Raw genomic sequence first — 26,822 nt, 5'->3', positions numbered from 1 at the left:
ACTTTTTAAGGTGGATTAAAAAACGCGCTTTGCTCCTTCGTAATAGTTAGACCAGTAAGCGTTATCCATGTCGTATTCCCAGATACCTTTAGAAGAAGTTGCAGAAACAAAACTATTTTCTCCTGTATAGAAACCAACGTGCGATATCGTACCTGGTTGATTTACTGCGAAAAACACTAAATCACCGGGTTGTAAATTATTTTTACTAATGGAGGTTCCTGTATGGTAAAGCGAACTTGATGTCGATCTGGTCATCTCCACATCATGCTGGTTAAACATGAAGTATACGAATCCACTACAATCAAATCCAGAGGGGTTAGTGCCTCCCCAAACGTACGGAACACCTGTATAATTTGACATATCATTCACTAAATCTTGTTTTATGACCGCATTCTCTAATTCTTGTTGTGTACTAGAATTTACTTTTCCGGTAATGGGTAGTTGATATGCTTGTTGGAATGCTGTAATTGCTCGTACTGTATTTGTGTCATCAACTCCTGTAACATCTCCATTGTAAAATCCTAGTATCTTTAAATTTGCTTGTACCGATTCTAATTGCGTATTGATTTGTTCTAGGTTAGGTGGGGAAGAGATTCCGTCGACACCACCTATTGGTAGTTGAATTTGTTGACCGATATAAATTGTATCGCTTATCAAATTATTCGTAAGCTTTAATTCTGCAACCGTTATGTTGTATTGTTTCGCAATTCCAGACAGTGTATCTCCGGAAACTACAGTATAATTGCTTTGAACGGTGGGTATTTGATTTGATGGCACATGTGGCATTTTTAATGATTGTCCTGTATATATCAGGTCCGATGAAAGGTTATTTAGTTGCTTTATTTGAGAAACTGTTACATGGTATTGTTTTGCTAATCCTGATAATGTATCCCCTGCTGTTACTTGATGTGTACTGGATAAATCAGGCGACGATTGTTGACCTGTAGAAGATGGTATTTGTAACATTTGCGTAACATATATCATATCCGAAGATAACTGATTAATTTGTTTTATTTCATCTGTTGTTGTGCGATGTCTTTTGGCAATTTGAGATAATGTATCTCCTGGTTTTACTTGATAAGAAATGGTTTCTATTTCGATTTTTTTTTGAGTTGGAATGGATAAAACTTGTCCAATATAAATCGTGTTAGCTGATAAATTATTTTTTTGCTTAATCAAGTCGACAGATGTATTATATGTTTGCGCAATTTTGAACAAGGAATCGCCACTTTTTACGCTGTAAGTACTAGGGTCTTCTATATCTGTCAGTTTATTAGGTAGAGGAGCTTTTGTACTTGCAGATACTTCCGTTTCATTTGCAAACGCAAGTGTCATTACTAAAATAGAACCTAAAAAAACTTTAATTGTATTTACCTTTTTATTGGGATAACGATCTGCTACATAATCCTTCATGTTCTCATTTGTTTTAGAAGAATTCATATTGTCGGTTCCAAGTTCACTAGAAAATTCAGAGAAGTTCTGATCTAAAAAGAGAATGACTGTATATCCTTCCTGATCTTTTTCTAATCTATGACTTCTTATAAAGTCCATTCTAAAAATCACCACCTATTCTTTTAGAATGCCAATAAAGTTAGGAGAATATCAGAGGAAAATTTATCAATTTTCACAGTAATGTGTTACATACAACAGGAAAAAATATAAGTGTTATATTAGAATAAAGAGGTTATCGCGTAATATAGTGGATACAAAAGAATAGTTAGCTGAAGTAACTAAATTTAAAGGAGAAGCGAATAATGGATGAATCAAATTCACAATATAAAGAAGAACTTTTATTACAGGCGGTAAAGACACAATATTCTATCTTACGCTTATTGGATAATACTTTATACGAAACGTATCAATCAGAAAAACGACTACCGGAAGATCAGCAAAATACAGATTTAATAAATCTAGCTTATCAAATTAGAAACATTGTCGGTAAAAAACCAAAGTTGAAGGAAGTATATAAAAAGTTAGAAGATGAGTATGGTATTCATTTAAATTAATTAATTAGAAGGGGAGTTAGGACCAAGCATAATATATGCTTGGTCCTAATTTGATCTTTCAGCTTTCTTTTGTAAGTTTCTTTTTCTGTCTCTTCTGTGGTGTATTATATGCTTTGAGCATTTGCAATAAGTCATCACGATTCAATAATGTAACGCTTTTTAAGTGTGCTTGTAGGATTGCGTCACTTGTGTAATCTCTATTTGTAACGATCCATTTCTTGTTAGCGTTATAATTCTCTGCAGCAAGAACAAGTTCCTTAACTGCTGAAGCACCGATTTCAATTGATCTTCGTTTAGCTTGAACAACTATTACATCTTTTTCCTTTTTTAAAAGTAAGTCGGCACCAATTCCATCTGACTTTGGTATTTGTTTCACCTGATAGCCTTGCTGCTTGAATAAATGTGATAATAACTCCTCAAATTCGTCACTACTCATTTGATTAATTTCGTTAATCAGAAATTTTTTATTCTTAAAGTAGGCTGGCTTAGAAGAAAATACCATTATTCTTCTAAGCATTTGCTTTCCAATTAAATAAATGAAGTAAGAAATGGAAGTCAAGAAGAAAACTGTGAAAAAAGTATTTAAGATGTCACTTTCATTAAATGAGATTGCTAAAGTCAACATAAGCAGATTTGTTATTGAAAAGAATTTTACTTTGTCATTAAAATCCCAGTGTCTAAACATTTTTACCTTCAAAAATTGTTTTATGTAATATTTGAACATACTCATCACCTTCTATTGTTTAAGTGTTTTTATGTTCTCCATAATTTAATGAAATATACATAATAGATAGTTACCTCTTTACTTTCTTTGAAAATACCATTAAAATGCACGATAAGTTTCATTTATTAAATGATCGGAGTGAGCAAGATGTTTCAACTATATAAATATAGTATTCTTTTCGTATTTTCTATTGTTTTAGGCTTTGCTTTTAATATGTTCTTACTTCCTCATGAAATACTATCTGGTGGTGTAACGGGTCTTGCAATGATTTTTGGTTTATTAACCCCGATAAACAGTGGTATTTGGCTTGTGGTATTAAATGTACCTATTTTCATCATAGGTTGGTTGAAGTTAGGTAAGCAATTTATTATGAATAGTGTATTTTGTGTCTTTGTGACATCTATGTCGATGCAGTATATTCCTGTCGTAGAGATAACCGACGATGTATTATTATCCTCGGTGTTCGGAGGGGTTATTATAGGTATTGCAGTTGGCCTAATCGTACGTTTTTATGCTTCATCTGGTGGTGCTGATATTATTGGACTCGTTATCACGCAAAAACATGATATTCCACTTGGCGGAATGATATTCGGTTTAAATAGTATTGTCGTCTTTATTTCTGGATTTATTTTTTCTTGGGATCTTGCCTTATATACAATGGCATCCATTTATATTAGTGGAATTGTAGTTGATCGAGTGCATACACGTCATATTAAATTAAGTTTAATGGTCGTATCAAGTAAAGGTGATGTGTTAAAAGATGAGTTAATAAAAAATTTGATAAGAGGTATTACAGTTATGAACGGTGAAGGGGGTTATTCTAATTCTCAAAGAAAAGTATTATACACTGTGATTTCTCGCTACGAACTAGCATTAGTTAAGTCTTTAATTAAGAAAGTAGATGACACTGCTTTTGTGAGTATTACTGAAACGGTTGAGGTAATGGGTAACTTTAGGCGAAATTAATAAAAAAAAACATACTAAATTAAATATAAAAGGGATCAGGACTACAAGTCGAAGTGTTTTGGTTGCAGTTCCTGACCCCTTTATAGAAATTGGACTTTGTTATTTTTGAATCAATATACCTACCATTTCTACTTACCAGTAAGGATATGGATAATATCCTGGATAGACTGGGGATACATAAGGTAATAAGGACAGGGCGGCTAAACTTGCCAATGGAAACCTTCTAGGTCTGTAACGTCTATATCTTCTTGATGGGTGACCATAGCCATAGCTACCATATCTGTTATTTTCTGCGTCATCTTCGAGCATATCTTCACCAACCAATACCGTAACATTACTAAGATCTACATTAACAATTATCCCGTCAAAAGAACTTCCATCTTGATGGTTAAGAAGAACATGGTGATGCATAAAATTTTCACAGGAATCATGCATATTTCTATATTGGTATTGTTCAGCGTTGTTCAGATCTTGGTGTTCAACATTCACTTCTTCTTCAACTCCTTTCAAAATATAGGATATTCATCTAGTGGATGTAAGTGCCTGTTCTTGATCAGAAAGATGTAAAAGCATTGCGTGCAATATGTCAAAAGATAGAATAATAAGATTTAAAAATCCTAAATATTTACTAATATAGTTTAAAATCAGACAGATACGCTATTCCTTTATACCTATTGCTATCTAAATCCGATCATTTACTGGACAAGATTAGCCGTCTGTCATAAACTATATAGTTGTCTATTAAAAAGTAGAAGAGGTGCGTTTAAAATCATGTTACATAACCCAACAGGAAAAGAGCGGTTAGCATTAGCTTTTCTGCTCAGTATGCTCGGGATACTAGGTCCGCTTAATATTGATATGTATTTGCCTAGTTTTCCAGATATAGCAAGTGATTTAAATGCCAGTGCTTCACTTGTTCAATTAAGTTTAACAACATGTTTAATCGGTCTTGCAGTTGGTCAAATAATTGTAGGACCAATTAGTGATGCACAGGGGAGAAGGAAACCTTTATTAATATCGATTTCCTTATTTGCATTAGCATCAGTACTATGTGCAATTGCGCCGAATATAACTACCTTAATACTAGCTCGATTTTTACAAGGACTTACTGCTTCTGCTGGAATTGTTCTATCGCGTGCCGTCGTCCGTGATGTCTTTACTGGAAGAGAATTCACGAAATTTTTTGCGCTATTAATGGTCATTAATGCAGCAGCACCAATGATTGCCCCAATGACGGGTGGTGCCATCTTATTACTACCGTTTGCAAGTTGGAATACAATATTTTTCTTTTTAGGATTATTAGGTTTCATTATCGTGGTCACAGTAGCAATTCGGTTAAAAGAAACCCTTCCAGTTGAGAAAAGAATTCCAAGTTCATTAGGACATTCTATTCGTACAATGGGTAATTTAATGAAGGATCGTTCCTTTATCGGGTATGCATTAGTTGTAGGTTTTGTTCATGGAGGCAGTTTTGCTTACGTATCAGGAACGCCGTTTGTTTATCAGGGAATCTATGATGTATCGCCACAAGTTTTCAGCGTTTTATTTGGTATAAATGGTTTAGCAATTATAACAGGTAGTTTTACTATTGGACGTTTAGGTGGCATTATTCATGAAAGGAAATTGTTGCGAATTGCGGTTATTATTGCTGTCAGTGCGACTTCATTGTTGCTTATTATGACAATCATTCAAGGTCCATTAGCAATGCTTGTCCTATCGATTTTCATTTACATGACCGCAATGGGCATGGTATTGACCAGTTCATTTACACTCGCAATGGAAAAGCAAGGGCATCGAGCAGGTAGTGCAAGTGCTGTATTAGGTATGTTTCCTTTATTGCTTGGTTCTTTTGTTTCTCCACTTGTTGGTATTAATGAAACGACAGCCATACCAATGGGCGTGATATTATTTATTACATCTTCTATTGGCGCTGTTGCATTCTTTACTTTAACTAAAAATCAAACAGTTCAAGAAGTAGAAATAGGGAGTTAACTCCTATTTTTTTTGGATAATTTGTTGATCAAGTACATATCCTAACCCTGTTGATCGGGGAGGTGAACGATATGGAAAACCAATACAACAACAATCAAAAAGGTGGAGCGAAGAAAGCTGCAAAGGCTGTTAAAAATACGGCTGGTGTTGCTTTTGAAGCTGCTGAAAATACAATCCAAGCAACAGAAAACATTGCAATGAATGCTGTTGACCAAACCGCTAACCTTGTAGATAAAACAACGAATTCAATGAAAAAAGATTCTAACCAACAAAACAATAAATAATTGATAGTATTTTTAGGTAATACCCTTCACTCCATTAATAGAGTGAAGGGTATTACATACATAGTATAAAATTATCTAAGGAGAGTAAATCATGGACTTATATCAAATCAAGAATATGATTATTGATGATGAACAATATAGCGAAGAATCCATAACAGTGGATTTCACTAATAATAATAAACGCTACAGTATCACGTTAAATAAAGCAGATTTGGAGGTTGTTAATACTTGGGTATTTGAGAATAACACATCTATTCCTGCAAGTTTGCCAGATGAGATTATTAAATCAATAAGAGAAGATGTGAAAAAGCAGATTAACTAACCTAAGCCTTTCTGTTTGTTTCCTTGTTTTTAAGGTGCTACTATTATAAGGGAATAATCAAGAGAAAGAAGGGACAGAGCTAAATGTCACACACAAATATACCTGTATCTGTCTTAAACTTAGCGCCTATTAGAGAAGGTCAGGGAGCTAAAGATGCAATAGATGATATGGTTCAACTAGCACAAGCAACAGAGAAAATGGGCTATAAACGCTATTGGATAGCAGAGCACCACAATACACCAACATTAGTAAGTTCAGCTACTTCCATTTTAATTAAACATACTTTGGAACATACAGAACACATTCGTGTTGGTTCTGGTGGCGTCATGCTTCCTAACCATGCACCATTAGTAGTAGCTGAACAATTTGGTACGATGGCTACCATCTATCCAAATCGTTTAGACTTAGGTTTAGGTCGCGCACCAGGAACTGATATGATGACCGCTAACGCGTTGAGGCGATCGGGTAATGATACCGTCAATACTTTTCCAAATGATATTAAAGATTTACTCACTTATTTTGGACCAGAAGAAGGACAAGGATATATTAAAGCACATCCAGGGGTAGGTACACGTATTCCGCTTTATATTCTTGGATCATCAACAGATTCAGCTGTATTAGCAGCCAAATTAGGTTTACCATATGTATTTGCTTCACACTTTGCACCTAAACATATGGAAGAAGCGATAGCCATTTATCGTGACCGTTTCGAACCTTCCGAATACCTTGATGCTCCTTATATGACTGTCTGTCTAAATGTAATTGCAGCTAAAAGTGATGCAGAGGCAGAATTTCAATTAACAACCATGCAGCAATTTTTCTTGAATATTGTACGAGGTACTAAAAATCCATTAAGCCCCCCAGTTAAAGACATGGACCAAATATGGGGACCGCAAGAGAAAGCAATGGCAAGTTCGATGTCAAGTGTAGCTTTAATTGGTGGAAAAGACACAATAAGAAAACAATTGACAAATTTTCAGGAGAAATATAATGTAGATGAAATAATGGCTGTATCTTATATATATGATCCAGAAGTACAAAAGCGGTCGTATGAAATCTTTAAAGATGTAGTAGATGGTAATTAAGAATTGCGGTCTTAGTGTAAGTTAAATAAATTTATTTTTTATAAAAAGAGGTCAGAAACTAGGGGCGAATGTCTCGCTAGTTTCTGACCTCTTTACATTATATTAGTTGAAACTTTCGTATTACTCTTTTTATCTTTTTCAAATGTCTGTTCTTGAATTGCTTCCATATCTGGTTCTCTTAAGAATAGTGTACAAAAGAAACAAATAACTGCAGCACAAGCTATTGTTACAAAAAAGAATCTAGGACTTACAAAACTAAAGATAGTTAAAAATACTGTACCACCAATATTTCCATAAGCGCCGACCATACCGGAAACTTGTCCTGTTACACGTTTCTTAACAAGTGGAACCATGGCATATACAGCACCCTCACCTGCTTGAACAAAAAACGAGCAACACATTGTGATAGCAATGGCAAGACCTATTGGCCAACCTGATTCAATTTGAGACATACCGATGTAACCTAGAGCTAGTCCAAGCATTAAGATATTTAGGGTCTTTTTTCGTCCGAATTTATCACTTAACCAGCCACCACCGGGACGTGACATGAGATTCATAAAGGCAAAACTACTGGCAATTAAACCAGCCTGTGCGATACTTAGTGTAAATGTTTGTTCAAAGAAAAATGGTAACATCGATACAACAGCAAGTTCCGATCCAAATGTGCAAAAGTAAGAAAAGTCTAAAATAGCTACTTGTTTAAATGCGTATTTTTCCTTCTCTGGTACACCATTCTTTAGTGTTTCTTTATTTACATCCCAAATTTTATAAACATTTAATAATAGGAAAAATAATAAAACTCCTAGAACAGTAAATGCAATACCATCACTAATAAAATTTAATTGCCAGCCTAGTCTATAAGTTAGAAAACCAAGAATACCGTATACTGGAATTGTCATTATAATGAGACCGACCATATCTTTATGACTGGTAATCTCTAATGCGCCACTTTTCTTGGGTCGTTTGTATTCTATGCCTTCTGGCGTATCACTGACTATTCGCTTAAATATAAATCCGTAGCCAAGTGCAATAAGCCCTGTTAAAGCAATTGCAATTCTCCAACCATTGTCACCACCGAAAATGACTGCTAATGTTGGTAAAATAATTGCGGCTGCAGCAGAACCGAAATTCCCCCAACCACCATAGATTCCTTCTGCTAAGCCTACTTGTTTTGAAGGGAACCATTCAGAAACAAGTCGAATACCAACAACGAAACCTGCTCCGATAATTGCTAGAAACATTCGAGAGATCATTAATTGAATAAAGGAATCTGATAGAGCGAAAGCGAAACAAGGAATACTCAATATCATTAATAAGTTAGAAAATACTTTTTTTGGACCAAACTTGTCAACTAACATACCAATTAATACTCGAGCAGGTATTGTTAGTGCAAGGTTTGCTATACCTAAAATAGCTACTTGATCATTTGTTAAATTAAATGTTTCTTTTAAGGTAGAGATGAATGGAGCCATGTTGAACCAGACAACAAACGTAATGAAAAATGCTAACGTAGTAAAACTTAATACTTTTCGATTTCCTTTGTAAATGTTTTTATCCATATTTGCTTCCAATTTGAAATCCACCTTTCAATTACTTTCTGTTGCTCTTATTCTAATGGATTAAAAGAGGTATTCAATAAACATGTTATATTATCTTACAGACAAAAGCAGAAATGAAAGTTGTTTTGTCAGAGTTTGTAAACACTTACACCGTTGACTTGTATGTAAAAATCAGTATCTATAATTCGGAATATTTAGATTTATCGAAAAACTGTTAATTTACCAAATATAATTGTATTTCATTATTTCGATTTTTGTTAAAAACTATTTCTTTGTGATGCATGCGTTTATTTACTATATTATGAATAAAAATTTCATGGTACAATAAATATGTACTAAACTGCATGAGATAGACTCATCTTAATAATGGGAGTTGTACCTATTTGACCTCATGGTTTAAAGGAGGAAAAAGAATTGAATGATGAAAAGAGACTACAAAAAGAAGCTATGAACGTACTCAAACAAACAAGTCGGACGTTTTACATACCAATTACTTTATTGGAATCTACATTAAAAAGAACCGTAGCTTCTGCATATCTTTGTATGCGTGCAATTGATGAAATTGAGGATCATGAAATGCTTGAACCTGAAATAAAACAATATTTATTGAATTCTATTAGTATGCTATTAAAGAATGAATTTGATAATGAGAGATATGAGCAACTACTAGAGGAATATAAAGCTTTATTACCTGAGGTTACCTTACGTCTTGGAGATTGGCTTCATATATGCCCCCAAGGTATAGTTGATCAAGTAAAAGAGTCGACTAGTATAATGGCCGCTGGTATGGGCAAATGGGCGATGAAAGATTGGCAAATCACTAGTAAGGAAGAACTTGACGATTATACGTATTATGTAGCCGGACTAGTTGGTGTGATGTTATCAGATATTTGGAAATGGTATGACAACACGGAAACAGATAAAGAATTAGCGATTGCTTTTGGTAGAGGTTTGCAATCTGTTAATATATTACGGAACCAAGAGGAAGATAGTGAACGCGGGGTTAGTTTTATGCCGGATAATTGGAATCGTGACGACATGTTTCATTATGCAACAACGAATCTTAATTTAGGTCAGGAATACATAAAAGATATTAGTAATCGTAATATTCTGATTTTTTGTAAAATCCCTTTGGCTCTCGCAAATAAAACATTAAAAGCGTTAAAAAGCGGAAGAGAAAAGATCACCAGAAATGAAGTAGAATCTATCGTGGATCAGGTAACTACTGAGTAGAGATATTTTCCTTTTAACCTAAAACATAAAATTAGACTTCTTGCTAGTAAAAGCTTAGAATTAAATTATCTTGTTTTCGAGATGATTTACTTTAAATGAGGGGGATATGAAATGTTAAAAATAGGTATTATTTTAGGAAGTGTCCGTCAAGGACGTAATGGAGAAGCGGTAGCTAACTGGACGTATGATTTTGCAACAAATCGTAACGATGAGGCTTCATATGAGATTGTTGACTTAGTGGATTATAACTTACCATTTTTAGGGGCGGCAGTACCCGAAGCTGGTAAACAAGAGGCGGAAGCGGCTATCAAGGCATGGTCAGAAAAGATTGCCTCGTTTGATGGGTATATTTTTGTTGCACCAGAATATAACCATTCAATAGGTGGTGCTTTGAAAAATGCACTAGACTACTTGAATCCAGAAATAAATAATAAAGCTGCAGGCTTTGTTGGTTATGGTGGAATGGGTGGTGCGAGAGCATATGAAAACTTACGTTTAATCTTAGGTGAATTACAAGTCGCTGATGTGCGAACTGCTATTGGATTTTCATTAATGACTGATTTTGAAAACTTTAGTGTATTCAAACCGGCAGATTACCATGCAGTTAATGCCAATGAGATGCTTGATCAACTCATTTCATGGAGTGGAGCATTAAAAACGATTAGAAAATAAAAAGACAAGAAAACTTTCGTGCTACATGTGCATGGAAGTTTTTTTGTTGATATTGTAAATGATATAATAGAAAATAAATATGGTTTTTATGTTAAAGTTATATATAGCTAGATAATGTAGTTCATAGTTTAGGAGCTTGGATATGGAAAAAAGTAAATACTCAAGATTCATGTCGTTTACAAGAGATGAATGGGCTAAGTTTCGCTCAAATACGCCGCTAACTATCTCACAATCTGAAATTAAATTCCTACACGGAATAAATGAACAGATATCTTTAGAAGAAATAATCGATATATATTTACCACTAATTCGATATTTGTCCTATAGAATGGAAGCAGTTAAAAAAACAGATAAAGTTAATGAAGCATTTTTTCAACAGGATATTAAGAAAGGTCCTTTTATTATTGGTGTAGCAGGAAGTGTTGCAGTAGGAAAAAGTACGACGTCAAGAATTTTAGAATCTTTACTGTTAAATTCACCTAATCAACCAAAAGTTGCTCTCATTACAACAGACGGCTTTTTATTTCCAAACGATGTTCTTGAGGCTAAAGGAATTATGAATAAAAAGGGTTTTCCTGAGAGTTATGATATAAAAGCTTTGATTACTTTTATGAAACAAGTTAAGTTAGGCGAAAAAAAGCTTCAAGCACCAATATATTCACATGAAAAATATGATATCATACCAGATCAATACATAGACATTAATGAACCAGATATTGTAATCATTGAAGGAATAAATGTTTTACAGACATCAAAATCCATAGGTGAACGTACACCAAATATTTTTGTTTCAGACTTTTTTGATATTTCGATTTATGTGGATGCAGATGAACCTGATATTAGGAAATGGTATATTGAACGTTTTAAAATACTGAAAAATACCGCTTTTGCTAAAAAGAATTCTTATTTCAATAAATATGCGGAGCTTTCTGATCAAGAAACGGAAGTTATTGCAAGAGATATTTGGAATAAAATAAATAAAAAGAACCTTAAACAGAATATAAGACCAACGAAAAAGCGTGCTGATATTATATTAAAGAAAGGAGAAGATCATCGGGTATCTTCTGTTAAAATACGTAAAAGATAGTGCTGAGATAAATACCACTATTTTCGTTTAAGTCTCTAAGAGAATGAATAATTACTCATTTGACATCTTTAAAGAATTAGACGCAAAGTTATTACAAAGACATAATCGTATACATGTACCAAATGATATTTATCGACTGAGCTTTCTCGTATGTTCACTCTATTGACTTTGTTGAAATATGATGTGATAATTTTAAAGGATCGCTAGTAATCTGGTAATCCATAATATAGTTTTATTGGTGAAAATTTTTAGTTAATCTTAATTATTTCTGGCATGATTTAAGTCATGCACTATTTTTTTACAACAATAGAACAAACAAAAGAAAGAGGGATATTATTGGAAGGAAAAAGTAAACGATTTTCAAAAAAAACAATTTGGCTTACTGTTATTATAGCTGTCATAATAGTTGGAGGAACGATCACAGCTACAACATTTCTCACCAAAACGTCAAAACAAGCCTACTTTTTGGCCGAACTGAATGCAGCTAATTTCATGACAGAAGTGGTAGAGGACCGTTATAGTGATGAATTAGATTGGGCAGAAAAAATAAAAGAAACGCCAAGTGAATCCAATTTAGAGCTTTCAGCTGAATTTAATGATCCATCTGGTTATGATTCAACAGGAATGCAAGAACTTATTAATAATTCTACTATATCTGTAATGAGCGGTTTAGATCCAGAGAATAAAGAAATGAAATTTAAAGGTTCGATCAACGTAGGTGAAATTTCAATCGAGGATATTGAATTTTATCTTACATCTGATAGAATGCTGGCTTCGTTATCATTTCTTGATCAATATGTACAAGTAAAAGAAAGCGAAATTGGTACCTTACTATATGAAATAGATCCAATGAGTTATACAGGAGAAGAAGAAATTGAGTTTGATCCTTTCTTTGATCAAACTGTGCTAAGTGAGGAAGATAAAGAACATTTCCAAGATACATATATCAAAATGGTTTATGAAGAACTACCTGATGATGCCTTTACTTCAGAAGATGAAACAATAGAAGTTAATGGGGATTCAATTGCGACGTCAAAGGTTACACTTCAATTATCTGAAGAAAAGATAAAAGATATTATGAATAAAGTACTCACTGAAGCTGAACAGGATGAGACGTTAAAAGAAATTATTCAAAATCAAGCTACCTTTGATACTATTTCTACTAATTCTGATGAACTTGCCCAAATTACCGAAGACTTTGAAGCGGAAATCTCTAAGGCAAAAGAAGCAATAAATGATTTTAGTATTCCTGGTGGATTGACTTCTACGTTGTGGATAAAAGATGACCTTATAGTTCAACGTGATTTTTCTATGGAAATGGGACCTTCTGAATCGGAGTTAATGGTGTTTAGTTTAATGGGTACACAATTAATGAATGAACAAAACCAAACGTTTGATTATGAGTTAGCAGTAACAGATGAATTTGGAACAAATACAATTAATTTAAATGGTGATTTATCTTGGCAAGATAATGTTGCAGATGACCATATTACCCTTTCAGCAAATGCTTTTGAATTATCCTATACAGGAACGGAAGAATTAAATGATGGAACGAGAAATTTTGATCGTAGATTAACTTTTCAAGATGAATCTTCTTCTCCGATGGAAGTAATCTGGAACGGAACATCTACTTATAATAATGATCAAACAAATACGGAACAGTACCTATCTCTTACTGGTGAAGGTATAAGTGAGAATGACTTTAAGTTACATATTAATTCCAATTCAAAATTAGTAAAAAGCTTAGATATCGATACAGAATCAATGGATGTCGTGAATTTAGGTACGATGAGTTCAGATGAAATCGACACATTTATGATGGATGAAGTAACACCTCAGTTTCAGCAATGGCTGGCAGAGTTTTATGGATCAATGTTTGATGCTGGTGCTGGTTTTTAATGAACGGAAGTGTTTATAATGTCTAGTTTAAAGAGAATTTTATTTTTTATAAAACATTATCAGAAACAGCTACAAAAGAAGTGGAAGTCTATTCCTCTTCTTTTGTTGTTTCCAATTCTAATTGTTGGTTTGTGTTTTACTATTGTTGTCACTCTGCTATTACCGAGCGAAAATAAGCCTATAGAAGTAGGTTTGATCGATTTAGACCAATCTGAGGAAACTACAATGTTAGTCAATGTGATTGATGATTCCTCTTTATTGGGTTCTTACATACATATTAGCAAATACACGGAAGAAGAGGCAGATCATGCAATAGAGCAAGGTACCATTAGTACGTACATTATGTTTCCAGAAAACTTCACAGATGATTTATATAATGGAAACTCTGTAGGTGTTTCCATCATTGGTAATCCTGATATGCCAATAGATAGTTACATGATTAAAGAACTCATTGATAGTATGACTAGATATATTGCATCGGCACAAGCAAATATATTAACGATAGATAAATATGCAAAGCAATTACCAATAGACAATCAAAAAAGACAAGAAATACTAATGGAACAGTTTAATCAATTTTTACTATTTACCGTATCAAACGATAAAGTGGTTTATGAAAAAGAAATAACGAACTTAACAACCACTTCACCAATCGAATTCTTTTCACTTTCCGGTTGGTTTGTGATATTTACAATATGGATTATTGCAATTTATATTGTATTAGGAAAAGATGAGAGCTTGTCTTTGTGGAACCGAATGCGTTTATATGGTGTAACTATGTTACAACGGCTTATTTCTCGATTAATTTTATCACTATTTTACGGGTTTATATTAGCAATAGGTGGATTTTATCTCTTTATACAAGTAATGGATATAGAATTTTATCTTATTGACTATGCAAGAATTGGAATGTTAGTTAGTTTTTTCTGTACATTGTTTTTAGTCGGTTTATCATTTATTGACTTATTAATAAAATCAAAGAAATTAGCACTAATAATACAGCTCTTTTATACTAGTAGTGTATTATTTATGAGTGGATCGATTTTACCAACTTTGTATTTTCCAGAAGATGTGAAATATTATCTACCATACTTATTTTCAGCAGAGACATTTTATTGGTTAACTGAGATAGCGATTAAGGGACGAATGTATGTTGATTACACATTACTTTTCCTACTTGTTGTCATTAGTGTAGCAACTTTAATTGCACTAGCTATGTGGAAGGAGCGTCGACATAGATGAAAGCAATTTTATATACGCGCATAATACATTGGAGTAAACACCCTGTTAGTATGATATGTTGGCTTCTGTTACCAATTATTGCAACATGTACATTTTTTTCAGTAACAGATCTATGGCAAAGTGAAACACAAATTCCAGTTGGACTAGTAATTGAGGATGAGTCGATAATGGCTGAGAACTTATCTCAATCAATAGGTGATATACCTCTTCTTGCTGTTAAAGAAATGAATAAGGATCAAGCATTGGTTCAACTCGAACAACATGAATTAGACAGCGTTTTTATTATTAAAGATGGTTATCAAGATAGTATCCAGAGCAATAGTCGTAATCAAGTAATAACGGCTTATATATCTGATATGTCCATAGCATATATTCCGGTAAAAGAAGCAATTACCTCCTTTGTTCAGCAAGACGCTGGTAACTCAAAAGCTGCACATGTTGTTGACCAGTTAGTAACACAATATGGAGGAAATATAAGCTGGGAGTGGGAAGAAATTGTCGTAACGAGTAATGAGATTCGGGAGGAAGAGGCGTTATTACATTCAACTTTTTCTTTTTATAATCAAAAGGATCCAAAGCAACAAGACAGTAGTATTTCCTTATGGAATGTTTGGGGGATTTGGTCCTTTTTTGCTTTATTAACAACTTTTTATATTTACGACTGGGTTATTAAAGAAAGGCGATCTACTGTTAAAGTTAGATTGTCTCTTTTAAAGATCTCTTTTAGATCATATATGATTGGAAATGCCTTTATTTATCTAGCTTTATTAAGTCTATTTGATGTAATAAATGCTGCGCTTCTCGTTATTTATTTTGAGCAAACAATAAACTTTGTACAAATAATGACGTTAGTGAGTTTTCGTTTAACGATTAGTATAGCAGCTTTCTTGTTTGCACTATATTTCCAAACAACCTTTATATATTATGTTTCTTCTATGCTTGTAACTATATTTTTTTCTATCATCGGAGGATCTCTCATATCAATAGAAGGAGTAACAAATCGTTGGCCGTGGCTAACCTATGGAAGTCCAATTTATGCCTTTTTAGAAGGTTGGATTATCAATCCTTGGCTTATTGTTCTACTTGTCCTGCTCTTTATTTGGTACTGGAGAAAGGAGAAAATCAATGCTTAAAGTAAATGATCTATCAAAACATTTCGGTTCTAAACAAGTACTGACAAATGTCTCCTTTCAAATAAACAAGGGAGAAGTAGTAGGTTTAGTTGGCGAAAATGGTGCGGGGAAATCAACATTGTTAAGCACGCTAGCAACACTGCTTTCTCTTGAAAAAGGCGCGATAATTTATAATGATCTTGATTTTGCTTCGGATAAACAGAAATTTAGGAAAAAAATCGGTTATATCCCACAAGAAATTGCTATATGGGAGGAATTTACTGTCGAAGAAAACATGGTTTTTTTTGAACAGATATCATGGGAGAAAAAATCCAAGAAGCAGCTCAGACAAATTTGCCTAGATATGAAACTGACGCATTGGAAAGAAAAAGCAAAGACTCTATCTGGTGGAATGAAGCGTAAATTAAATATTGCGATTAGTCTTATCCATGATCCAGAAATTTTACTATTAGATGAGCCAACCGTTGGAATAGATTTGCGCTCAAGAAAAGAAATTGGCAGCTATCTTTATAATTTAGCTAAAGAAAAAGATAAAATTATTATTTATACCTCGCATGACATGGAAGAAATAATTTCTTTTTGTGATTACATCTTTTGTATTGGGGAGGATCCCTTTTACAAGGAGATATTAGAAGATAAAGGTAAACCTGTTTTCGTGTTATAAAATGTAGTTTATTGAGGGTGGAAAGGGAAATGCTGACCTTGCAATTATTATAGTATAAATCAAAGAAGGGAGTGTTTAATTTGAATAATGAAAAGATTGAAAAGTTGAGACGATTAAAAAATATCCTGTTTTCTATAATGATAATCTGTGTTGTTTCCTTACTAATATTTCGGTATTTTGATTTAGATACTTTAGCAGACTATGCATATGCAGTGGCTCCTATCGCTGGAATTTGTGTGATTGTACTTAATAGAGTATTAAGAAAAGAATTAAATAAGAAATAAACAGTGTTAGTATTTAAGTGTTTTAAATCACAGCAGTGATAATAATTATCATATATAATTGGAATAGATAAATTATTAAATTATAGGAGCTGCTAACTAGTGAAAAAAAATAATATAAATGACTTTGTAGAATTTAAAACAGATAGTTTAACAAAACGTGTAGTAATCAAGGATGGTAAGATGACAGTATTCATTCTAAACTTTAAACCTGGCCAATCATTACCAGCGCATAAGCACCCAGGATCGAATGTGCAATTATTAGTTTTAGAAGGTAATGGGGAATTTAATATTGATGGAGTAACTGTTGGGGTAGAAAAGAATGACACGATTTTTATTGGCGGGGACGAGGAGCTTGCTTTTTTAAATAATGGATCTGAGAATGTAAGTCTTTATGTAGTACTAAATAATATTCCGGATGATAGATATGCTGAAAATTTTAGATAATATGTGGAATTAATCGTAAATGTTAGGTAACAAATGGACAATTGTCTTTTTGTCGCCTAACATTTTTTTAGTTATCATTTCATATAGGTAATTGTTATACTGTGAACAAAGGGGGAATTCCATGAAAAAAAAGTTGGTTTTATTTTTAATTTTGGCATTGTTTTTAACACAAATGCCACTTGTTGGTACATACTTTTCAATTGTTAATACGTTACTACATGAAACAGGTCATGCATTGATGTCAATTATTACTGGTGGTAATGTACAATCAATATCCTTATTTTCAAATACGGAAGGCGTTACACTTGCTAGTCATCGCTATTGGTTTGGTGGTTTTTTAACTAGTGCAGCTGGGTATGTATTTGCATCTTTTATGGCCTTTTTATTTATGACATTGATTTATAAAAGAAAAAGCAACTATGTATTAGTAATTATATTAGGAATACTACTTATTAGTTTACTATTTTGGATCCGTAACGCATACGGTCTATTCTGGATTATTACAATCATAATTGTATTTTCATGGGTTTTGGTTAAAGGTTCTAAATCAATTATAGATTATTCTGCACTATTCATAACCTCGTTATTATTAGTAGAGTCTGTAACTTCATCATTTGAAATTATGTACATTAGCTTAGTCTCACCTAGTAGAGCAGGAGATGCAACGAACTTAGCTAATATGACAGTACTTATTCCAACAATGGTATGGGGCGTTATTTTCTTTTTACAATCTCTCTTTTTCGCTAGATTAGGATTAAAAAGATACTTTTAAGTTTTATGTTAGGAGAATTCCAAACGCTTTTCTGGTAACTACAGTTTCTAAGCTTTACACTTATATAAGATAAGTATAGAAAGGATGAATGAAAATGGCACAAGAGATAAAAGGAAAAATTGCTTATATAACAGGAGCAAGCAGTGGGATTGGAAAGTCAACTGCACTTCAATTGGCTAAAGAAGGTGTAAATGTTGGACTCATTGCGCGCACAGAAACAAAATTACTTGAAGTAAAGAAAGAGGTTGAAACATTTGGGGTAAAATCTCATATAGTAATTGCTGATATTGCAAATATGGTAGAAGTAGATCAGGCAATTACAACACTTGAAAACAAACTGGGTCCAGCGGATATATTGATTAATAATGCTGGCATTGGATTGAGAGGATCATTTTTAGAGACTGAACCAGCAGATTGGAAACATACGTTTGAAGTAAATGTATTTGGTACGTATCATGTTACGCGTGCTGTGTTACCACAAATGATTAAAAAAGATCAAGGCGATATCATCACTATTTCATCTAGTAGTGGCTTAAAAGGTACAGCAGGTTCTACATCCTATAGTGCTTCTAAATTTGCGATTCAAGGAATGACAGAAGCTTTAATGCAGGAAGTGAGACGTAATAATATCCGCGTATTTACACTCAATCCAAGTTTAGTTGCAACTGAACTCGCTTTTGGTGATAACTTAGATGAAAAGAATGACGATAAGTTTATGCAACCAGAGGATCTTGCAGAATATATGGTTGCACAATTGAAATTAAATCCACGTATCTTTATCAAGCAATCCTTACAGTGGGCGACAAATCCATTTTAAATAAAAATGCTCATGTGTGTAAACTTTCTATAAGAACCAGTATATTTTGCTAAAACAATTAGCTAATAAAATGCGACTAACTATTAATTTTGTATAGTTAGCCGCATTTATATTCTATTTAGTTATAAAGTTTTCTGTGTAATAGGGCTGTGAATCTTCATTAAATGCGACGCCAACAGCAAGCGATTCAAATTCGGTTTTTAATATATTTTCTCGATGACCGAGTGAATTCATTAAACCCTCATGTGAAAAAATACTACTTGGTTGGCCAGCAGCAAGGTTTTCTCCTGCCATCGTGTAACTGATATTATCCTCAGTCATTCGGTCAAAAGGAGATTGACCCTCTAGATTTGTATGACTAAAGTAATTGTTTTCAGCCATATCTAAACTATGATCGCGGGCAGTCGTCCTGACTGATTCTTCCCATGATAAAACGGAAAGTCCGTGCTCCACTCGTGCCGCATTAGTAAGATCAAACAATTGATATTCAAAACCTTCTTTTAGCGCATCACTTGCTTCTCCGAAATACTTTTCTCTTTTTTGTTCCATTTCATCACTGATGATTTGAATAGCTGTTACCGTGCTATCTTCATGTTTGTCATAAAATATCGTTACATAATTATCGTTGATAAGAAATATATCATATTCTTGATTTTGCTGCACTTGATAGCTTATTAACCCCTTTTTTATGCTTTCCAGTGGATCATTTAATACATTAAGCACGGAATCCCTTGTACTTTCAAAGGAGATGTCTTTTGTGGAAGTTAATAAATTCTGATTGGTATATAATCCTATTACTTTGTTTTCCTCATTATAGGCTGCCATAAAAAAATTATGATAATCTTCATGGTAAGCAACCCAATTGACCTTATATTCATTCATGGAAGATCGTTTCGGTTCTCCAACTTGTGCTTCTACTTTTGAACGATCATCACCAATTTCAACATTATGAATTGAAAATGGTTGTTCAGTAGGTTCATCTAATGCAGGATCATCTGGAACGGATTCTTCAACATTTTCACTATCTTCGCTATCTCCTTTAACGCTATTAATCAACTGCTGCAATTCTGTATTAAAAGATTCAACAGTACTAATTACCCTTGGATTCTCTTTTATTGCATTTACATCTGATTGTATTTCATTATATACACCTGGAAAACCAGACTGGTTAAATGTATCTCCATAAAAATGCAAAAAAGCAGCTACAAGAAGTAATATAAAGATAATATTTCGTATTTTTGGCATAAATCAACGCTCCTACTGTTACTTGCTTTCTAAATAATTATTGTAGCAAGTTTTACTATTATAAACAACTTAGATGTCTATTAAACGAGGGTTAATATTAGACAACTCAGTAGTTGTATATAATTACTTTTAAGGTTAATCCAGTGTTGGGACATTTAAGTCTTCATATTTGTTTAAGTAGTGGGAGAGGGGTATAAAATTATTTGCAAATAAAGGAATAAATATTTTTTTGTTTTTTTCACATGCTAGTTATTATATATGAGGAGGATGAATTATGAAAAATAATAATAATGAATCAATTGAAAACGCAAAAAAAGTTGCGGGAAAAGTGTATGACGTTTCTGATTATAAAAGTAATGATCCCACCGACAAGGGGATAGCAATAACTCATGAACAGGTATCAGATGATTATATGGAAGGTACAATTGATGCAAAAATAGATAAGGTAAATAACGATGGTGTGTTAAAAAGTCATAAAGGAAAAGAAATACCAAGAAGAGGTTATTTTAAATAAAAAAGATAAATAATAAACGAGTTTTATCCATTAGAATGGAATAAAACTCGTTTTAAAATAGAAATTATTTTTGTTTGTAATCAGATTGACTCGGTAACAATGACAGACCAACCTTTACCTTTATAGGCATTATAACCTTCCGTTAAGCAGTAAGCATAAATTTGGTTATTTTCAATGGTGTACCCTCTTTGGTCTTTACCGGAAAGAACATTTTTTACTGCTTTTAAATCATTTAAATTTTTTTCTAGAATACCTTTACGGTCTTGCGAAGCGATAATATAGCCTTTCGAGTTGATCGCATAAAGTTTACTTTTTTCATGAAGCTTAGCACGATCAATAATGTCATAAATAAATTCCCAGTTAAATCTAGTAGTGAAGACACCAATAATTTCTCCTTGGTCATTATGAATAGGGGAGGAATAGCCCATTGTATATCCACCAACTGCTTCAGAATAGTACATATCCGTTACATGGACAGCGTTTGTTCTAATTGTCTCATTAAACCATTCTCTATCTGACATATTAGCTCCAACTTGACTTTGATTTTGAGCTGCGACTGTTATTTCGCCTGATATGTCAACCACAAATAAATCAAAGTAGACTTCATATATATCATAAATATTCTTCATAAATGATTTAGCGCTTTTTTTCATTTCAGGAGTTGGATTGGTTAGACAATCTTTTATTGCATCAAATGTAGCCCATGCTTGTACATCACAGTTTCTTTCGAAAAGGTTACGGTCAATCTTATCAATCGTATCAAAAGCGATATCAACAGTGCGCAAGGCAATTATTTCGTTTGCTTTATTTTGAATTCTATTTATTAAAACTTCACTCTCTTTACTTGAATCTAAACACTCCTCAGCAAACTTCTTGATTTCTTTTGCAACGACAGAAAATGCTCTACCAGCTTCCCCAGCACGAGCTGCTTCAATTCCTGAATTTAGTGCTAGAATATTTGATTTCATGGAAATATCTTTTATTTTATGCATAACATCTTCCATATTTCTATTATCTAGCTTAAGCTCATTCATTAGTATCGACACATTTAGATTTTTTTCAATCGTACTTTCCATAACAGTAATCCCCCCAAAGAGTCATTATCTCTATAATTAATTATACCTATATTATTTCTATAATATGTAAAAACTGCTAGCTCAATAATACACAACAGTAATTATTATGTCAATATAATTAAAAGATAATTTAAAATATTTAGAATATAATCATTGGAGTTTTTGAAGAGAATGAATATAAGTTAAAATTATTGTAATTATTTTAACTCACTATTTTCTAGATAAAAAAGCACCTTTAATCTCAACACATTTGAGAAAAGGTACTTCCTTTTTAAATTTACATATAGTTATCAACAAAACCCCATACTGTTTTCCAATAAAGTTCTGGATCTACATTTTCAGCTTGACCATGTTCTGCACTTGGAATCACTAATCTTTCTTTATCTACCTTTGCAGCACGATAGACCTCATCTAACATTTCAAACGGGACAAAACTATCGGCTTCTCCATGAATAAATAGCATAGGGGTAGTGCTTTTGGAAACCTGATCAATAGCTGATGCATCATTTAAATCGTATCCAGCTCGTATTTTTGTAATAGTGTTTGCTGCATTCATTACAGGGAAGGGTGGTAAATTAAATAAATCATCTAATTGATACGTAAACACATCCATTACAGAGGTATATCCACAATCCTCCACAATAACTTTTACATTATCAGGTAATGTTTCACCTGAAGTCATCATAACAGTAGCGCCACCCATCGAGATACCGAATAAAGCAATTTCAGCGTCTGGATCTTTTTCTATAATAGTATCAATCCATTGCAACATATCTTTCCGATCATCCCATCCCATGCCAATGTAATCTCCTTCACTTTCACCGTGTCCACGTAAGTCAGGTGCTAACACACTATAACCTTTATCGTAGAAATTACGAATCCATCTGGTCATTTGTGTGCTATTTGATGTATAGCCATGTGCAACTATAGCCCATTTATGATCTGCATTGTTATTTTCATATACATTGGCGTTCAGTGTTAGATTATCCTCAGAAACAATATTTTCTTGGCTTGGTATGTTTGTATCTGAAAAAGTGATATCTAATAATTCATTTTCTTCAGCTACTAATGCTGACACTGCTTCAGATTCACCTAAATTGGGGTTATCTTGTAGAAACTCTTTCTCTTCTTTAGGATTTAAAGCAAAGTTATAAAAATAGTTACCTACAAACCCGTAGGAAATAATGAGGATTCCAATAACTGATGTAGCAATTATGTAACGTTTTTTCATACTAAATCTCCTCGCGTCTAATACTGTGAATTTTTATTTCAAATTATAATATAGCATATAGAAGGATAAAAAGGTTAGGATAAAGATTATTATTTGAGGAATAGTGTGATAGAATCATGTTCAGAGAAATAGTTCAAACTAAGATAAATTATTTGTTATGAAGGAGCATAATTTTGACTAAAAAAAAGTACTATGTTGTTTGGTCAGGTAAAAATACTGGGATTTTTGATACATGGGATGCATGTAAGAAACAAGTTATTGGAATAAACGGAGCAAAATATAAGTCTTTTCCTTCAAAAGCTGAAGCTGAAACTGCTTTTAAAAATGGACCTAAAATGCAGACGAATTCTAAGCAAAAAGTCTCGACAAAGGGACAGGCATCTTCAAAAATAGAAACAACGTTTATTGAAGATAGTATAAGTGTTGATGCCGCATGTAGTGGAAATCCAGGAGTAATGGAATATAAAGGAGTTTACACAAAAAACAATGAAGAGTTGTTCCATTTTGGTCCTGTATCAAATGGAACAAACAATATCGGTGAATTTTTGGCAATCGTACATGCATTAGCTTTATTAAAAGAGAAGAGCAGTAGTTTACCAGTTTATTCGGATTCTAAAACGGCAATCAGTTGGGTTAGAAAAAAACATGCGAACACGACGATACCAAGAGACTCTTCAACTGAACACTTATGGGAATTAATTGATCGCGCAACGAACTGGCTAAATCAAAATAGCTATAAAACGGAGATTATTAAATGGGAAACGAAGCTTTGGGGTGAAAGCAAAGCAGATTTTGGTAGGAAATAAATTAGAAAATACAATAGGAGTGAAGTTCTCTACTAGGAAAGTGCTTCACTCTTTTTTGTAAAACTTACAAACTTCAGGATATTGTTTCATTTCTTTATGACCTTTCTCACTAAGAGCATAAATCCCTCGTTTAACTCTTTCAAACCACCCATAGTAATTCTTTGTTAGTATAGAGGGAGTTTTCTTACCAGCTCCCATTTCAATTAATGCTTTTGGGGATAGTGAACCAGCATATTCAAGGTAACAGGCAATTTGAATACAATTCTCTCTATAAGCAGTCATAATTTGTGTTCTATTTGATCCACCAATATTAAAATCCGCACTTCGTCCATTAATTTCTTTCAGTACTTCTTGTCGCTTTCGCTTATTTTTCCCAATCAGTTTTTTACGATTAAATGGTGTAGGGTGAAAAATAATTTCTGTCTTTTTCGTGTTTCCTGAAAAAGTAACTAGAATTAGTCCTAAATCTAATCGTCTTACTAAATGGCATATATCTGTCCACCGTTTAGATCTACGGTTATACTTCGGTTTTGGAATTGCTATGTATACAAATTCGGATAAGCGTTGTCTTTTCGCTGCTTGTATAAGCAACTCGACAGTTAAATTCAGCTTTAATTCAATGATGATTAGTTCATCATCTTTTATGACTGCGATATCACAGTCTTTTACTTCTCCGTAAACTTGATAACCCTCTCTAACAAAGTGGCTTTGAATAGGCTTGTATAAATCAGATTCTAGTATTTTATTTGTCTCTTTCATATTGCACCGTCCAATTTCAAAAATCATTTCTACTAATATTTTATCATAAATGAGCATGATTAAGCTTGAAATAAGATACTTTGTATACCTATTCTTACGATAATATCAATGTGTATATAAGATCTTTAGAAATAAAGAGAGAAAGGAGCTTCTCTTCATTTCCTTTAAATGATTATTTTGCAACTGGTTGACTAATTGTCTGTAGGCTGTGATCAAAGACAGCAGCAGTGTGTTTTGAATTATGAAGCAAGGGATAATTGCCAGTTACTAAAAGACTGGGTGGAATTGGTTTGCATGCTTGTGCAAAATTACTTTCTTGGTTTAGAATTATCGCATACTGCATTTGATTCTGAATGTGTTTTGGCGTAATTCCGATAGGATATTTATTTTGTTTAAATAGTTTTTTCGCTAATTTAATTGCTCGTCGTAATTCATTCATGTCGCTTCTCCAACATGCAGTTGGAATCAAAAAGGTTAGGGATCCAGCAATTATAATGAATGCTAAATAAAGAAATGTAGCAGTTGTGAAAGTGAAAAAAAGACTTTGTAAAAAAATTGCACACAATAAAAGGTTTAGAAGTAATTTGCGGCAATTGTAGACTAAAACAATGGCCCCATATAAAGTAAAACTAAGAATGACTGTGTATTGTTGGTTACTTCCCCAAACATCATTTAAAACTAGATAAGTAAACATCCCAAGGGTAAAGAAAACAAGTGAGAAACTAAATAGTTGAAAGGGAATGTAGTTTGTTTTTATCTTGTTAAAGGAATCATACTTTTTAAGTAGTGGACACCATTTATCGAAGTTAGACATATCCGAATTTGTCGTACGTTTCTTCTTTGAACGACATTTGTTTTGTTCAAAGATCATCATTGATTCAAGTAGGAAATAGGGACCTTGTTCATCATGCTTTGTAAATAGCCAATTCTTCAAATGAAGTTCAGGTTCATCTAGTTTTTGATGTACTCTTTTCCAGGTGAAACGAAATGTTGTACCTTGATTTAAAGCAGATGGGACCTCTGATAGTGTAATTATGTTGCGTTTGTGTAAGGAGAAAAGTCCGGCTATAATAGCTTCTTTTGTTAGTTTTGCATGTTTATTTACGTAATGAACAATTAACGGATCTGTCTTTTCCATTAATGCTAATAGTGCCTTTTTATTCTTTTTTTCATGGTTTATGGTGTTTGGATGTCTTAAAATAAGATATGCTCCAATAACTATACTACTTATTATAGCAATAAGCAGAATGGAAACCTTACTGTTAAAATTATCTTCAACATTCTTATAACGGGATTGCAATGCACTTTCTGAAATTAGAAGTTCATTTTTAAAATTTTTTGCTTCATCAATTGGTCGATTAGTTAATTCGATAGCAGGGAAAATAAATCTGAAATCAATAGACTCTGATTGAGAAAGGAAATCATATGTGTAGTAGGTCTCATCATCAACGGTATGAATAATTGGTTGGTTACTAGAATGAAAAAAGATAAAAGTATCCTGATTTTTCTGTTTCTTAGGAGTGCTTAGTTTAAGCATTACATCATCAATACCACCATCTTTTATTTCATCAAAAAAGATGTACTGTAAATCGGCAATATCGTTATATTTTGTAATAGCATCTTTAATATCATAGCTAAAAACGATTTGTTTTAATTCATTTTCGGAGGAAGAGCTAATTTGATAGTCATTTTTCATTTTTTTAACAGTTAAAGGTTCTAGATTGAGCGTTTCAAGATCTTTCTCTGCAAGTTGATTTGGTGCATGATAGGCTTCGAAGTTTTCAATATTGTCATCCATAGATCTAGTAGTTTTATTGAATGAATTGTGATAAGTGTATAACTCTGTTATATGTACTGTTCCGTCACTGTCTATATTAGCTTGAATATTTGCAGATTCAATTGTTAGAGCATGGTTGTTATCTCCGCAGCTAACTAACAATAATAAAAGTGGAAACAGACAAAATAATCGGTGCTTTATTTTCAATTTAATCATCCTTTTTAGTTAC

28 protein-coding genes are annotated in these 26,822 nt (G+C 33.0%); 19 read left to right on the top strand and 9 right to left on the bottom strand.

Annotated features, from left to right (window positions below):
* Positions 1 to 15: 15 nt before the first annotated feature.
* Entirely contained in the window at positions 16 to 1,551 is a 1,536-nt protein-coding gene (locus D2K62_RS02045; protein WP_117160839.1) for a C40 family peptidase, read from the bottom strand.
* A gap of 203 nt (positions 1,552 to 1,754) precedes the next feature.
* Between D2K62_RS02045 and D2K62_RS02040 the strand changes: the two genes are divergently transcribed.
* Positions 1,755 to 2,006, top strand: a complete 252-nt coding sequence (locus tag D2K62_RS02040) for a hypothetical protein (protein ID WP_112180933.1) — start codon at positions 1,755 to 1,757, stop codon at positions 2,004 to 2,006.
* A gap of 58 nt (positions 2,007 to 2,064) precedes the next feature.
* Here D2K62_RS02040 and D2K62_RS02035 read toward each other — a convergent pair whose 3' ends face one another.
* Entirely contained in the window at positions 2,065 to 2,730 is a 666-nt protein-coding gene (locus tag D2K62_RS02035) for a restriction endonuclease (protein WP_157967306.1), read from the bottom strand.
* A 147-nt stretch (positions 2,731 to 2,877) separates the two neighbouring features.
* Between D2K62_RS02035 and D2K62_RS02030 the strand changes: the two genes are divergently transcribed.
* Positions 2,878 to 3,696, top strand: coding sequence for a YitT family protein (locus D2K62_RS02030; protein ID WP_112180935.1), 819 nt, complete (start codon positions 2,878 to 2,880; stop codon positions 3,694 to 3,696).
* A 132-nt stretch (positions 3,697 to 3,828) separates the two neighbouring features.
* On the opposite strand, the gene D2K62_RS02025 is transcribed toward D2K62_RS02030, so the two are convergent.
* Positions 3,829 to 4,185 (bottom strand): hypothetical protein, encoded by a 357-nt coding sequence (locus D2K62_RS02025; RefSeq protein WP_198663108.1) that lies wholly within the window; start codon positions 4,183 to 4,185, stop codon positions 3,829 to 3,831.
* Between the two features lie 282 nt (positions 4,186 to 4,467).
* On the opposite strand from D2K62_RS02025, the gene D2K62_RS02020 reads away from it, so the two are divergent.
* The 4 genes from D2K62_RS02020 to D2K62_RS02005 all read left to right on the top strand — a co-directional run bounded on the left by D2K62_RS02020 (position 4,468) and on the right by D2K62_RS02005 (position 7,379).
* On the top strand, positions 4,468 to 5,688 hold the full coding sequence (locus D2K62_RS02020) for a Bcr/CflA family efflux MFS transporter (RefSeq protein ID WP_117160838.1): 1,221 nt from the start codon (positions 4,468 to 4,470) through the stop codon (positions 5,686 to 5,688).
* Between the two features lie 71 nt (positions 5,689 to 5,759).
* Positions 5,760 to 5,972, top strand: coding sequence for a hypothetical protein (locus D2K62_RS02015; protein WP_112180937.1), 213 nt, complete (start codon positions 5,760 to 5,762; stop codon positions 5,970 to 5,972).
* A gap of 91 nt (positions 5,973 to 6,063) precedes the next feature.
* The gene (locus tag D2K62_RS02010) at positions 6,064 to 6,294 is read left to right on the top strand and encodes a hypothetical protein (RefSeq protein WP_117160837.1); all 231 of its coding nucleotides are present in this window, start codon (positions 6,064 to 6,066) and stop codon (positions 6,292 to 6,294) included.
* A gap of 83 nt (positions 6,295 to 6,377) precedes the next feature.
* Positions 6,378 to 7,379: an LLM class flavin-dependent oxidoreductase gene (locus D2K62_RS02005; RefSeq protein ID WP_117160836.1), complete on the top strand. Its 1,002-nt coding sequence runs from the start codon at positions 6,378 to 6,380 to the stop codon at positions 7,377 to 7,379.
* 92 nt (positions 7,380 to 7,471) lie between these two features.
* Here D2K62_RS02005 and D2K62_RS02000 read toward each other — a convergent pair whose 3' ends face one another.
* On the bottom strand, positions 7,472 to 8,950 hold the full coding sequence (locus tag D2K62_RS02000) for a NarK family nitrate/nitrite MFS transporter (RefSeq protein ID WP_232827951.1): 1,479 nt from the start codon (positions 8,948 to 8,950) through the stop codon (positions 7,472 to 7,474).
* A gap of 402 nt (positions 8,951 to 9,352) precedes the next feature.
* On the opposite strand from D2K62_RS02000, the gene D2K62_RS01995 reads away from it, so the two are divergent.
* The 11 genes from D2K62_RS01995 (at position 9,353) to D2K62_RS01945 (ending at position 19,185) form a co-directional block, all read left to right on the top strand.
* On the top strand, positions 9,353 to 10,171 hold the full coding sequence (locus tag D2K62_RS01995) for a squalene/phytoene synthase family protein (protein WP_112180940.1): 819 nt from the start codon (positions 9,353 to 9,355) through the stop codon (positions 10,169 to 10,171).
* A 111-nt stretch (positions 10,172 to 10,282) separates the two neighbouring features.
* Positions 10,283 to 10,843 (top strand): NADPH-dependent FMN reductase, encoded by a 561-nt coding sequence (locus D2K62_RS01990; RefSeq protein WP_117160835.1) that lies wholly within the window; start codon positions 10,283 to 10,285, stop codon positions 10,841 to 10,843.
* Positions 10,844 to 10,985: 142 nt separating this feature from the next.
* Positions 10,986 to 11,930, top strand: coding sequence for a type I pantothenate kinase (coaA, locus tag D2K62_RS01985; RefSeq protein WP_112180942.1), 945 nt, complete (start codon positions 10,986 to 10,988; stop codon positions 11,928 to 11,930).
* A gap of 336 nt (positions 11,931 to 12,266) precedes the next feature.
* The gene (locus D2K62_RS01980) at positions 12,267 to 13,829 is read left to right on the top strand and encodes a DUF6583 family protein (protein WP_112180943.1); all 1,563 of its coding nucleotides are present in this window, start codon (positions 12,267 to 12,269) and stop codon (positions 13,827 to 13,829) included.
* A gap of 18 nt (positions 13,830 to 13,847) precedes the next feature.
* A complete protein-coding gene (locus D2K62_RS01975) occupies positions 13,848 to 15,071 on the top strand; it encodes an ABC transporter permease (RefSeq protein ID WP_112180944.1) in 1,224 nt (407 codons plus the stop codon).
* Complete coding sequence (locus tag D2K62_RS01970) at positions 15,068 to 16,204, top strand: ABC transporter permease (protein WP_117160834.1); 1,137 nt, start codon at positions 15,068 to 15,070, stop codon at positions 16,202 to 16,204. Before D2K62_RS01975 ends, D2K62_RS01970 begins: the two co-directional genes overlap by 4 nt.
* Positions 16,197 to 16,868, top strand: a complete 672-nt coding sequence (locus D2K62_RS01965) for an ABC transporter ATP-binding protein (protein WP_117160833.1) — start codon at positions 16,197 to 16,199, stop codon at positions 16,866 to 16,868. Before D2K62_RS01970 ends, D2K62_RS01965 begins: the two co-directional genes overlap by 8 nt.
* Positions 16,869 to 16,948: 80 nt before the next feature.
* A complete protein-coding gene (locus D2K62_RS01960) occupies positions 16,949 to 17,152 on the top strand; it encodes a hypothetical protein (RefSeq protein WP_112180947.1) in 204 nt (67 codons plus the stop codon).
* Positions 17,153 to 17,251: 99 nt separating this feature from the next.
* Entirely contained in the window at positions 17,252 to 17,596 is a 345-nt protein-coding gene (locus D2K62_RS01955) for a cupin domain-containing protein (RefSeq protein ID WP_112180948.1), read from the top strand.
* 121 nt (positions 17,597 to 17,717) lie between these two features.
* On the top strand, positions 17,718 to 18,368 hold the full coding sequence (locus tag D2K62_RS01950) for a M50 family metallopeptidase (RefSeq protein ID WP_112180949.1): 651 nt from the start codon (positions 17,718 to 17,720) through the stop codon (positions 18,366 to 18,368).
* A gap of 94 nt (positions 18,369 to 18,462) precedes the next feature.
* The gene (locus D2K62_RS01945) at positions 18,463 to 19,185 is read left to right on the top strand and encodes a 3-ketoacyl-ACP reductase (protein WP_112180950.1); all 723 of its coding nucleotides are present in this window, start codon (positions 18,463 to 18,465) and stop codon (positions 19,183 to 19,185) included.
* Between the two features lie 114 nt (positions 19,186 to 19,299).
* Here D2K62_RS01945 and D2K62_RS01940 read toward each other — a convergent pair whose 3' ends face one another.
* Entirely contained in the window at positions 19,300 to 20,430 is a 1,131-nt protein-coding gene (locus D2K62_RS01940) for a CAP domain-containing protein (RefSeq protein WP_117160832.1), read from the bottom strand.
* A gap of 274 nt (positions 20,431 to 20,704) precedes the next feature.
* Here D2K62_RS01940 and D2K62_RS01935 point away from each other — a divergent pair, with 274 nt between their 5' ends.
* On the top strand, positions 20,705 to 20,944 hold the full coding sequence (locus D2K62_RS01935) for a YozQ family protein (protein WP_117160831.1): 240 nt from the start codon (positions 20,705 to 20,707) through the stop codon (positions 20,942 to 20,944).
* A gap of 80 nt (positions 20,945 to 21,024) precedes the next feature.
* Here the strand turns inward: D2K62_RS01935 and D2K62_RS01930 are convergent, their stop codons facing one another.
* Positions 21,025 to 22,020 (bottom strand): methyl-accepting chemotaxis protein, encoded by a 996-nt coding sequence (locus D2K62_RS01930; protein WP_112180953.1) that lies wholly within the window; start codon positions 22,018 to 22,020, stop codon positions 21,025 to 21,027.
* Positions 22,021 to 22,297: 277 nt separating this feature from the next.
* On the bottom strand, positions 22,298 to 23,251 hold the full coding sequence (locus D2K62_RS01925) for an alpha/beta hydrolase (protein WP_117160830.1): 954 nt from the start codon (positions 23,249 to 23,251) through the stop codon (positions 22,298 to 22,300).
* A gap of 173 nt (positions 23,252 to 23,424) precedes the next feature.
* On the opposite strand from D2K62_RS01925, the gene D2K62_RS01920 reads away from it, so the two are divergent.
* A complete protein-coding gene (locus D2K62_RS01920; protein ID WP_112180955.1) occupies positions 23,425 to 24,057 on the top strand; it encodes a ribonuclease H1 domain-containing protein in 633 nt (210 codons plus the stop codon).
* Between the two features lie 45 nt (positions 24,058 to 24,102).
* On the opposite strand, the gene D2K62_RS01915 is transcribed toward D2K62_RS01920, so the two are convergent.
* On the bottom strand, positions 24,103 to 24,816 hold the full coding sequence (locus tag D2K62_RS01915) for a DUF2161 domain-containing phosphodiesterase (protein WP_112180956.1): 714 nt from the start codon (positions 24,814 to 24,816) through the stop codon (positions 24,103 to 24,105).
* 172 nt (positions 24,817 to 24,988) lie between these two features.
* Positions 24,989 to 26,800 carry a DUF2207 domain-containing protein gene (locus D2K62_RS01910; RefSeq protein WP_157967307.1) on the bottom strand — a complete coding sequence of 604 codons (1,812 nt, stop codon included), beginning with the start codon at positions 26,798 to 26,800 and terminating at the stop codon, positions 24,989 to 24,991.
* Between the last annotated feature and the right edge of the window lie 22 nt (positions 26,801 to 26,822).

The sequence above is a fragment of the Paraliobacillus sp. X-1268 genome (assembly GCF_003426095.1).
Taxonomy (GTDB): Bacteria; Bacillota; Bacilli; order Bacillales; family Amphibacillaceae; genus Paraliobacillus_A; species Paraliobacillus_A zengyii.
Note: the sequence above shows the minus strand (reverse complement) of the source record. Positions and strands in the feature narration are given on the sequence as shown.